The sequence below is a fragment of the Caballeronia sp. LZ003 genome, from assembly GCF_031451465.1.
Classification (GTDB): domain Bacteria; phylum Pseudomonadota; class Gammaproteobacteria; order Burkholderiales; family Burkholderiaceae; genus Caballeronia.
The window spans coordinates 1-9908 of the sequence record NZ_JARUXJ010000254.1 but is presented as its reverse complement, the minus strand read 5'-3'; the positions used below and the strand labels follow the sequence as shown (position 1 = coordinate 9908).

Here is a 9908-nt window from a genome sequence, read left to right as displayed (position 1 = left end):
TGTGGCCGGTAGTACCCGCTTGCACGAACGTCAAGACGTCAGCAATGAGACTTCCAACATCAGCATGGCGGCACGCTAATTCAACGGGTGGTGACGGCCAGTTTCTGCCACTCGCTAGCCTTGAGTTCGCACCGTTGCAAGGTCCGTTGTAGCTCGGAGAGCAGTCGTTGAACGTAGGCGTAAGGCGGGATTAGGCATGCACCGCAGCAGACCCGATGGGTCTAGAGCGACCGAGGCCCCAACCGGTACGGCAATTTCACTCACTGATGTTTCATCTGAACGTCAATAGAAAGGCCAGGTACTGAGAACGTAAACGGCCATCCGTTCGAGCGCCTTCCTCGAAGCGCCCCCTTTTGCCTGAACGGCCATGCCTTGCGATACCGCCATCACGAAGGATGCCCGGGTCGCGCTGTCCGCCGTGGCGAGCAGATCCTCTTCGCGTTGCGCGCGCTCCAGCCGCTGCCGGAGCGCCTGTTGCGAGGCAGCGCGGCGCCGCACGCATCCGCGGCGAATCGATTTCGCGTCGTCCGGACAGGCCAGCGCGCCGTTGATGCCGACGCAGCCGAGGTGGGCCGAACTCAGCGTGTGAACGCTGGCGGAGCCGCGCGGGATGCGTTCCACGACCTTGCACGACGGCGGCTCGTTCAACGCGTCGGTCATGAAGCCCCGGTACCGGGTCTCATAGAATCGAGGCGTCAAACAATGAGCGACGCGTTGCGCTCGATGAACGACAGGACGACGTCGGCCACTTCCTGCCAGCCAGGCTCATTGCAAATATAGTGGCTGCGCCCCTGGAAGCTTTGGAACTCAGTCACACTGTTTCGGTCCGCGTACGCCTTGAAGTTCTTCTCAGTCAAGTGGGCAGGCACGATCTGGTCTTCCTCGCCGCCGATCAGCAGCAACGGACCGTGCGCGGCATCGACGTCAACCTTGCCGTCCGGTCCCATGCAGCCCCGCAGCACGTTGCGACTGTCGTGTGTCGCCGTCGTCTCAAATTCCCGCGCAGCCTGCTCTTCGGTGAGAGTATTGGCGAAGGAGCCATGAAACGTCTTGGCATCCATTAAAATCGGTTCGTTCCCTTTCAGCGGGTTAGCGATGACGGTGCTGTTCTTGATGAACCCCCAGTCGAGGTCGACCATAGCGTTCGGCGCGACTGAATCAATAGCTATCCCGGCGGCAATCAAGCCGCGGTTGAGCAGGATCTGCGTGATGAGCCCCCCCACCGAATGACCGACCAAGATCGGCTTTTCTGATTCGGCGGAGACGACCCGTTCAATGACCGAAATTACGTCACTCAGCTTGAGATCGCCCAGGCCCTCAGGAGGATTCTCACGGAGCGCTCGCGGCTCGCCCTCGTGCAACGGCCAGGCAGGCGCAATGCATTCGTGGCCCTTGGACGTGACATAGGCAACCCACTTTTCCCAACTTTTAGGGTTCTGAAACATTCCGTGTACAAAAACGATTCTCGGCATGCTGAGCTCCTTACCTTTGCTTCAGTAAATGGACGTGACCGCGTGTTCGGCGAAAACGGGCGAGCCGAGATGCCTTGCCTGGCCGTCGCATCGGCACCAACCCGTCAGCCGCGTCGGTCTGCGGGCGAGCGACAACCGTTCATGGGCCGTGACTGTGATGCGCGAGCCAAGGTACATCAAGACCGTAGACCACTATAGGATTAAAGCCCGCTTCAAGGTCAACCTTATTTGAAAGGGTCGCTGAACCTAGGTGAACTTGCCCCGTTGTCGGGGCCTTCGGCGTCGCGCATCAGTTTTTATGAAACAAGCGGCCTGGACAGCGCTGTCGAGCGGACCTCGAATGGTTACCGGCACTTTTCGCCCACAGCAGTATCCGTGCCTCGGAATTATTGAAAGTGCGCATCACGATGGCTTCTCCCTCGATCAGATCTGTCACCTGCTGCCGGTGAACTACGGCCAGTGTGAGGCGTTCGACACAGTGGCATAGACCGTCCATAATCCAACCATATGACCGCGCGGTATTTGAAGTCGCTTCAAGCATTGAACGAGAAAGGTCGGATGCCTGACCGTGCCTCTGTATGGGCAATTTTTGTTAGTCAGGCCGCACTGTAAGCCGCTGGCTGAAAGATGGCGGCTTTCCCGAAGCAGCAGTGAGTCTGGAATCGAACTGTAACTCTTCATTGGCGAAATGCGGAGGGGCGAAAGCGCTTCCCGTGAGGAAGCCGTCACGTACCTCGTAAGGGGTCTAACTGGCAACAGTTCATGAGGATTTCAATATCGCTACCACGTGCTCAGCGGTCGCCCTGGCCGACATGGGATTTTGCCCTGTCACGAGCCTGCCGTCGACAACGACATTCGAAACAAAAGGGAGCCATGCCTTTTCGTAGCGCGCGCCGCGCTGTCTCATCTCCTCCTCGGCGTTGTAGGGCATCTTCACAGCCACTCCTGTCAACACCTCTTCCCGCCACGAAAACCCCGTGATACGCCGCCCGGCTACCAGCAGCGAGCCGTCATCCAGCCGGGTATTCAGTAGTCCGAAATAGCCGTGGCAGACCGATGAAACGATGCCGCCGCGTTCATGGATGGTGCGGGTGATGCGCTGTAACTCCTCACTGCAGGGGAAGTCCCACATGACAGCATGTCCGCCGGTGAAGTAAATCGCGTCGAACTCCATCGGATTGATCTCATTCGGTCTTGTAGTGGATGACAGCAGCGCCATCCGCGCCGGATCGGCCAGCCAGTCCTTCACGGACGCGTCGGCGAGCGGCCACTTCAGCGAGCGAGGCTCCAGCGGCGATCGGCCACCCAGCGGACTCACGATGCGCTGCTCGTACCCATGGGCGGCAAAGACCTCCCACGCATGGGTGAGTTCCGATAGCCAGAGGCCGGTTGGCTGCGTCGAATCCTGGTAGTGAGCGACGTTGGTGACGACGTGAAGTATTCGCCTGGTCATGCGCAGTCTCCCGTGTGTGACGCGAACTAGGCCTGTGTGAAATGCCTGTCCATCTCGTATACCTTCCAGTAAGGAACCGTGGATGAACTCTAACGTTGAATATAACTTCAATGTCAAGCGGTATGGGCACCTGGGTACGATCCCTCCCTAACGGCGGCGACGGGCCTTCGTGCTGGTCGGGGGCTTTTCGGCCTCCACTAGCCGCATTTCCGACAGAACACGCCGCGCGTTGGCCGCACAATCCATGTCCTGCGGGCTGGCTTCGATCTGCGCCATCAGTTCAACCAGTTGAGCCTTGCTTTGTGCAAGTTGTGCCTGCATGGTTTCGATGTCCTGCACCTTGCGGCGCAACGTGTCGAGCAGGGTGCCATGCTCCCAGTTGGCGAGGTCGCGAGGCAGTAGTGTGCGCAGTTCGTCCAGGCTGAAGCCCGCGTTCTGCCCGGTCGCGATCAGCTTGAGTATCAATACCGCATCGTCGCGGTAGCTGCGATAGCCGTTGATCTGGCGCTCGACCGATTTGAGCAGGCCAACGCGCTCGTAGAAACGGATGCGTGAGGTTGTCAGGCCGGTGCGCTCTGCAAGTTCTCCAATTTTCATGATCGAGGTGCTTCGAGTGCCCACAGGGTTTGACCTTAAACATTACTTCAAAGTTAACCTTGAGTCCATCGCACCAACAGGTGCAATTTCATAAGGGTGGACTGCATGCAGACAATATTGGGGGCGAACGGTCAGATCGCCGTAGAACTGGCGCGGGAGCTAAAGCGCAAATACACCAGCGACGTGCGGCTCGTCAGCCGCAATCCGCGCAAGGTCAACGACACCGACACGCTGGTGTCCGCCAACCTTCTTGATGCGAAGCAGACCCTGAATGCGGTCAAGGGAAGCAGCATCGTCTACTTCACGGCCGGCCTGCCGCCAGACACGGCGCCATGGGAAGCGCAGTTCCCCACGATGCTGAAGAACGCTCTGGATGCCTGCCGCGTGGCGGGCGCGAGCTTCGCCTATTTCGATAACACCTACATGTATCCGCAGGATGCGCGGCTACTGACCGAGGAAGCGCCCTTTGCCCCGGTGGGCCGCAAGGGCAAGGTACGCGCGGCGATGGCCACGATGGTGCTCGAAGAAATGGCCTGCGGCGAGATCCCGGTGCTCATTGGCCGGGCGCCCGAATTCTATGGCCCAGGCAAGACGCAGAGCTTCACGAACGCGCTGGTCATCGAAAACTCCAGGCCGGCAAGAAGCCGCGCGTGCCCGTGCGCGACGATACGCGGCGTACGCTGATCTGGACGCCCGACGCGAGCCGGGCGCTGGTGACCCTGGGCAATGCTCCCGATGCCTTTGGCCAGACCTGGCATCTGCCATGCAGCGACGGCCGGCCGACGTACAAGGAGTTTGTCGTAATGGCCAGCCAGGTCTTTGGGCGCGAGCCCGACCTTTCGGTTATCAGCAAGTGGACTCTGACCGCTGTCGGGCTGTTCTCGAAGCAGGTGCGCGAGCTAAGGGAATTGCTGCCCCGCTACGAGCAGGACAATCTTTTTGATTCCACGAAGTTCAAGCGCCGGTTTCCCGAGTTCGCGGTGACGACCTACCGGCAGGGACTGGAACTGGTCCGTAAGGAGTGTTCGGGTACGGTGCCATGAGCATCACTTATCGCTTGACCTTGAACTACACTTCAACGTTATGGTTTAAAGGATGTCCTGATCAGGCGGATTCGGCTGGCACGACTCTTTTCAAACCGTGCAAGCCGCCGCTCGATTCTCACTTCAACCTGCAGCCAGCAAGCAAGGAGTCGAAATCATGACCTACGTTACGACCCAGGATGGGGTTCAGATCTTCTACAAGGATTGGGGCCCGAAGGACGCGCAGCCGCTGGTGTTTCATCATGGCTGGCCCCTGAGCGCGGATGACTGGGACGCCCAGATGCTGTTCTTCCTCGCCCAGGGTTTCAGAGTCGTGGCGCACGATCGCCGTGGCCACGGCCGTTCGTCCCAGGTCAGCGAGGGGCACGACATGGACCACTACGCGGCGGATGCCTCGGCGGTTGCGGAGCACCTGGACCTGAAGAATGCCGTTCACATCGGCCACTCGACCGGGGGAGGCCAGGTCGCGCGTTACGTCGCGAAGTATGGCCAGCCCCAGGGCCGTGTGGCGAAGGCGGTGCTGGTCAGCTCGGTACCGCCGCTGATGGTCAAGACGGATAGCAACCCCGGCGGCACACCGGTTGAGGTATTCGATGAATTCCGCGCAGCGCTCGCCGCCAACCGTTCGCAGTTCTATCTCGATGTTCCGACGGGGCCGTTCTATGGTTTCAACAGGGCTGGTGCAAAGGTTTCAGAGGGCATCATCCAGAACTGGTGGCGCCAGGGCATGATGGGCAGTGCGAAAGCCCATTACGAAGGCATCAAGGCTTTCTCGGAGACCGACCAGACCGAGGATCTGAAAGCGATCACGGTACCAACGCTTGTCATGCAGGGCGACGACGATCAGGTTGTTCCCTACAAGAACGCCGCGATCCTTCAGGACAAACTGCTCGCCCACAACACACTCAAGATCTATCCCGGCTACCCGCACGGCATGCATACGACCAATGCGGACGTGATCAACGCCGACCTGCTTGCGTTCATCCGCGCGTAGCCTCCCGGTCGACGCTCGGAAAGGTGGTGACCGGCGCCTGGCTGGTGGAACGATTTGACCAGCGGGGCTAGATGATCCGCAGCAGCCCCGACCCTGGAAGGCGCTTGACCAGATCGGCGCCCACCAGTCTGGCCGGTGTGTAGGCACCGCCCGCGGGGCGGGCCGCCATCAGGTGATCGACTACGGCCAGCGAGCCGGTGATGGTCAGGCTATAGCCGTTGGCGGTGCGGATGCACGCCGTCTTTTTCTCTCCGCGTGCATTGGTGACTTCCCCCCAGACGAAGGTGGGCATCTTTGCACGCTTTTCCTTGCTGGGGCCCTTCACTGTCCTGGCAATGCGCGCCTTGATCAGCTTTTGCACCCACGGTAGTCCCAGCAATGGCCGGATATAGTTAGCACGCCTGGCGTTGGTGATCATGCGTGGCGAGCCGGGGATAAACACCTCGATGTTCGGAATGCCGGTGGTGTGCCAGGCGGTCGATACGTCGCCCCAGGGGATGGTCATCGCCTCTTTCTCTCCATCTCCGAAGTCGATGCGGCGCACCTTGTAGGCCAGTGGCACGGTGACGATCTTCCCGTCACGGCGCACCTTGCCGCCCTGGGCCAGTCCCTCGACCAAGGTCTTGGCGGTGCCGGGCGAGAAGCCCGAGCGTGAGTCAAAGCCCAGCGCGAGATGCGTGGCATCCGGTAGCGCCGCTTTCAGCGCTGCGGCCACGCAGTCGGTTGGGATAACGTCGAAGCCCACGCCGGGGCACAGCACCACACCGGCGTCCCGTGCGCGGGCATCGAGCGACTGCGCGTGCTCGAATACAGCGATCTCGCCGGTGATGTCCAGATAATGCGCGCCGGCGCGCAGGCAGGCTTCCATCATCGGCGCTGCGGTCGCCGAGAACGGGCCGGCGCAGTTCAGCACCAGCGCATGGCCCTGGATCTGCTCAGTGAGCGCCACCACGTCATCGAGGTCGAAGGCACGCACCTCCAGCTCCAGCGTGCGCCCCAGCGTCTCGACGCTCTCGCGCCTGCGCCCCGCCAGTACGGGATTAAGTCCCCGCCGCGCTGCTTCGCGGGCGATCAGTTCCCCGGTGTAGCCGTTCGCACCGTAGATCATCCAGCGAATGCGCTCGGGACTACCGCTTTGCTTGCTCATTGCATCGTTCCTGTTCAGGAGATGGAATCGTGGTCTGACGGGGAACCGTCATTGGCCGCCCAAGGCCTGGCGGCTCAGACTGGAGGTTGGCCGGCTGCCCTGACTGCGTGCCCCGTTGCATTTCTGACAGCACGCGCCGGGCATTCGCGGCGCAATCTATGTCGGCAGGTTTGGCTTCGATCTGGGCCAGCAGCGCGAGCAAGTGCGCTCTGTTGCCGGCAAGCTGCACTTGCAATACCTCGATGTCTTGAACCTTGCGACGCAGGGTGCCGATCAGGTCGCCATGTTTCCAGGCGGCCAGATCGTCAGGTAGTAGCGCGCGTAGCTCATCCAGGCGGAAGCCTGCTTTTTGCGCGGTCGTAATCAACTGGAGCACGAGAAGCGCACCTTCGGGATAGCTGCGGTAGCCGTTGGCCTGCCGCTCCACGACCCTCAGCAGCCCAATTCGCTCGTAAAAGCGGATACGCGACGGCGCAAGGCCCGTGCGCAGGGCGAGTTCTCCGATCTTCATGTCGATGACGCCTTGTTTTTTCCCAACGTGAGCGAGACGGCCATGTCGGCAAGCCTGCCGAAGGGCGCATGCAGCAGACCGGGGAAGTTCCAGCGGCCCTGCACAAAGACGCCCTTGGCGTGGCTCATCGCACGGAAACCCTCGATGCCGTGGTAGGCCCCCATGCCGCTCGGGCCGACGCCGCCAAAGGGCAAATCATCCTGCGCCACGTGAATCAGGGTGTTGTTGATGCCGACGTTCCCGGATGTGGTGTGCGCCAGAAGCCTGGCGCAATCGCGGTCTTCGGCGCCGAAGTAGTAGAGCGCAAGCGGGCGGGGCCGCGCGTTCACATAGGCGATGGCCTCGTCGATGGTGCCGTAGGTACGCACCGGCAGGATGGGGCCGAAAATCTCCTCCTGCATGAGGGGCGTTTCATCGCCCGCATTGACGACGAGGGTCGGCGCCAGGGTGCGCTCGCGCCCGGGCATGTTGGCAGGGCGCTCGCCCACCTCGATCACGCGGGCGCCATTGCGGCGCGCGTCGTCGACCAGCGCGCACAGCCTGTCATAGTGACGATCGCTGACGATGGTCGTGTAGTCGCGGCTAGCCGGACCAGCGGGGTAAAAGCGATGAACCGTGGCGGTGTACCGGGCGATAAAAGCTTCCAGGTCTTCCCTGTGCACCATGGCGAAATCCGGCGCCACGCAGGTCTGGCCGGCGTTGGACAGCTTGCCGTACACCAGGCTTTGCACGGCGCGGTCGTTGACGTGGCCACGCGCCACGATGGCCGGACTCTTGCCACCCAGCTCCAAGGTCACGGGCACCAGATTGTCGCTGGCAGCGCGCATCACTTTGCGACCGACCTGCGTGCTACCCGTGAACAGCAAATGGTCAAATGGCAGTGCACTAAACGCGGCACCGACCTCTGGGCCGCCCAGCACCACGGCCACCTCATCTTCCGCGAAAGCCCCGGCCAGCATATGCCGGAGCGCCTCGCTGGTGCGCGGGGTCAGCTCCGAGGGTTTGAGCATGGCGCGGTTGCCTGCGGCCAACGCGGTTGCCAGCGGCACCAGCGTGAGGGAGACGGGGTAGTTCCACGGCGCCATCACGCCCACGACGCCCAGCGGCTCGTATTCGACCCAGGCGCGCGCCGTGCGGTAGAAGAAATGCACGTGGCGGCGCTCGCGCTTCATGAAGCGGCGCAAGTGGCTGGAGAGGTAGTCGATGGCCTGGATGACGCAGGACAGCTCCATGATGTCGGTCTCATGGCGCGAACGGTTGCCGAAATCGGCGCTGACCGCATCCTTGATTGCTTCGCGGTGCGCAAGCACGGCGGCACGAAGCCGGGCGAGCCGGACCTTGCGCAACGCCAGGTCCGGCGGCCCATCGTGGAGGAATGCGTTGCGCTGCCGGATAAGCAGGTCGGCCATGCGAGTGTTGTTTTCAGTCATACGCTCTCTCCCGGTTTCTGGACGACGGCTGTTAATGCCCGGCGTCGGATTTGAGCAGCTGGGGTGCGTACAGCGCAGCCTGGAACTCGGGCACGTACTCGTACTTGACCATCTTGCCCAGCTTCAGCGACGCGATGAAGCGCGAGAGGCTGCCGTCCGTCAGCGTCAGCTTCACGGCATTCGCGCTGGACGTGCTGGCGTGCCGCAGCTGTCGGGAGGTGGTGTAGCCGGTGGTCAACCGCCCTCGCGGGTCGATGGTCGTGAAACTGTTAGTCACCAGTGTTTCCTTGCTGGAAGAAACGTCGAGCTTTCGCGTCTGAAACGTGACGTCCAGCGCTTGCGTTTGGCTGTCGAAGACCTTGACGACGACGTTACTCGTACCCTCGCTGTAGTCGATGCGCGTCAGCCACTTGGGCAGGTTGTAGCCCACCACGCCGCGCACTCGTGCCAGCTCGGTATCGACTGGCAGCTTCAGGACATAGCCCCAAAAATCGTCGGAAAACGACTGGCTTATCAAGGAAAGCGGCCCCCGGTTTGACGAACCGGGTTTGTTGGTGACGACGGATAGGCCGATCTCGTTGTAGCTGTCGTTGTCACAGTAGTGGTAGGCGTAAGCGGTCAGCGCGATAACGCCTCTGCCCGGCCACACCTGCAGCGGCTGCACCTGCTCCAGCACCTTGGGCGGGATCAATTCCCGCAGCCGTGCGAGATCGGCGGTGAAGATGGCCGTTACACGGCTGTTCTCGTAATAGAAGTTCGGCGACCAGCTCTCAAAGCCGATGTCCACCTTTGCCTTGATGATCCCCTTGAACCAGCTCAGGTCGGTGGCCGGCGACTCGCCGGCGATGACGGAAAGCGGCGGCCTGGAGCGAAAGCGGTCATACAGCCCGCCCTTTACCACGGGGACATCGTGGCTACCGATCTTGATCACAACAGTTTCGGCAGCCGCCGGAGCGGCCGTGGCTCGGGCCGGCAGGGAGGAGTCGACAGAGGGGGGCAGCGACGTGCTTTTCATGCTCTTGCCTCGACGGTGAAATGGCATCGCCGCTTAGCGTAAGCTTTAAGCTAACTTCAAGGTCAAGCCTCTCGGGCCACTCCATGCGTCATGGGGCACGCCGCGTCGACAATTTGCCGCCAACCACACCTGTTGAACGACCGCCCTTGGGCAATGTGAAGGCCCGCGCAGGGTCGAGTACGGAAGTTCGCCGGTAAAAGCGATCCGTTGCGAGGCGCCTCCGGCGGACTTCCGAATTAGGCCACT

At 61.5% G+C, this 9908-nt stretch carries 10 protein-coding genes and 1 pseudogene; 3 read left to right on the top strand and 8 right to left on the bottom strand.

Annotation, left to right across the window (positions count from 1 at the left end; translation table 11 throughout):
• Positions 1–282: 282 nt before the first annotated feature.
• Together QCE79_RS38220 and QCE79_RS38215 are read right to left on the bottom strand one after the other, a co-directional pair.
• A complete protein-coding gene (locus QCE79_RS38220) occupies positions 283–660 on the bottom strand; it encodes a hypothetical protein (RefSeq protein WP_309854106.1) in 378 nt (125 codons plus the stop codon).
• A gap of 35 nt (positions 661–695) precedes the next feature.
• Positions 696–1472 carry an alpha/beta hydrolase gene (locus tag QCE79_RS38215; protein WP_250466559.1) on the bottom strand — a complete coding sequence of 259 codons (777 nt, stop codon included), beginning with the start codon at positions 1470–1472 and terminating at the stop codon, positions 696–698.
• Positions 1473–1700: 228 nt separating this feature from the next.
• On the opposite strand from QCE79_RS38215, the gene QCE79_RS38210 reads away from it, so the two are divergent.
• A complete protein-coding gene (locus QCE79_RS38210; RefSeq protein WP_309854101.1) occupies positions 1701–1865 on the top strand; it encodes a MerR family transcriptional regulator in 165 nt (54 codons plus the stop codon).
• A gap of 367 nt (positions 1866–2232) precedes the next feature.
• Here the strand turns inward: QCE79_RS38210 and QCE79_RS38205 are convergent, their stop codons facing one another.
• Entirely contained in the window at positions 2233–2925 is a 693-nt protein-coding gene (locus tag QCE79_RS38205) for a type 1 glutamine amidotransferase domain-containing protein (protein ID WP_309854098.1), read from the bottom strand.
• Positions 2926–3072: 147 nt separating this feature from the next.
• Positions 3073–3522, bottom strand: coding sequence for a MerR family transcriptional regulator (locus tag QCE79_RS38200; protein ID WP_309854095.1), 450 nt, complete (start codon positions 3520–3522; stop codon positions 3073–3075).
• A gap of 105 nt (positions 3523–3627) precedes the next feature.
• Here QCE79_RS38200 and QCE79_RS38195 point away from each other — a divergent pair.
• Positions 3628–4565, top strand: a pseudogene (locus QCE79_RS38195) (SDR family oxidoreductase).
• 157 nt (positions 4566–4722) lie between these two features.
• Complete coding sequence (locus QCE79_RS38190) at positions 4723–5559, top strand: alpha/beta hydrolase (protein WP_309854092.1); 837 nt, start codon at positions 4723–4725, stop codon at positions 5557–5559.
• Positions 5560–5626: 67 nt separating this feature from the next.
• On the opposite strand, the gene QCE79_RS38185 is transcribed toward QCE79_RS38190, so the two are convergent.
• From QCE79_RS38185 to QCE79_RS38170, 4 genes are read right to left on the bottom strand one after another with little or no spacing between them, the layout of a single operon-like run.
• Positions 5627–6706 (bottom strand): saccharopine dehydrogenase NADP-binding domain-containing protein, encoded by a 1080-nt coding sequence (locus tag QCE79_RS38185; RefSeq protein WP_309854089.1) that lies wholly within the window; start codon positions 6704–6706, stop codon positions 5627–5629.
• The gene (locus QCE79_RS38180; RefSeq protein ID WP_309854086.1) at positions 6687–7217 is read right to left on the bottom strand and encodes a MerR family transcriptional regulator; all 531 of its coding nucleotides are present in this window, start codon (positions 7215–7217) and stop codon (positions 6687–6689) included. The genes QCE79_RS38185 and QCE79_RS38180 overlap by 20 nt, the downstream gene beginning before the upstream one ends.
• Positions 7214–8647, bottom strand: coding sequence for a coniferyl aldehyde dehydrogenase (locus QCE79_RS38175; protein ID WP_309854083.1), 1434 nt, complete (start codon positions 8645–8647; stop codon positions 7214–7216). The genes QCE79_RS38180 and QCE79_RS38175 overlap by 4 nt, the downstream gene beginning before the upstream one ends.
• A 31-nt stretch (positions 8648–8678) precedes the next feature.
• Positions 8679–9662, bottom strand: a complete 984-nt coding sequence (locus tag QCE79_RS38170) for an acetoacetate decarboxylase (ADC) (RefSeq protein WP_309854080.1) — start codon at positions 9660–9662, stop codon at positions 8679–8681.
• Between the last annotated feature and the right edge of the window lie 246 nt (positions 9663–9908).

Bases quoted from the DNA above. Each gene is read 5' to 3' on its own strand.
- QCE79_RS38170 (WP_309854080.1), bottom strand. From the start codon at position 9,662: ATGAAAAGCACGTCGCTGCCCCCCTCTGTCGACTCCTCCCTGCCGGCC.
- QCE79_RS38180 (WP_309854086.1), bottom strand. From the start codon at position 7,217: ATGAAGATCGGAGAACTCGCCCTGCGCACGGGCCTTGCGCCGTCGCGT.
- QCE79_RS38175 (WP_309854083.1), bottom strand. From the start codon at position 8,647: ATGACTGAAAACAACACTCGCATGGCCGACCTGCTTATCCGGCAGCGC.
- QCE79_RS38185 (WP_309854089.1), bottom strand. From the start codon at position 6,706: ATGAGCAAGCAAAGCGGTAGTCCCGAGCGCATTCGCTGGATGATCTAC.
- QCE79_RS38205 (WP_309854098.1), bottom strand. From the start codon at position 2,925: ATGACCAGGCGAATACTTCACGTCGTCACCAACGTCGCTCACTACCAG.
- QCE79_RS38220 (WP_309854106.1), bottom strand. From the start codon at position 660: ATGACCGACGCGTTGAACGAGCCGCCGTCGTGCAAGGTCGTGGAACGC.
- QCE79_RS38200 (WP_309854095.1), bottom strand. From the start codon at position 3,522: ATGAAAATTGGAGAACTTGCAGAGCGCACCGGCCTGACAACCTCACGC.
- QCE79_RS38190 (WP_309854092.1), top strand. From the start codon at position 4,723: ATGACCTACGTTACGACCCAGGATGGGGTTCAGATCTTCTACAAGGAT.
- QCE79_RS38215 (WP_250466559.1), bottom strand. From the start codon at position 1,472: ATGCCGAGAATCGTTTTTGTACACGGAATGTTTCAGAACCCTAAAAGT.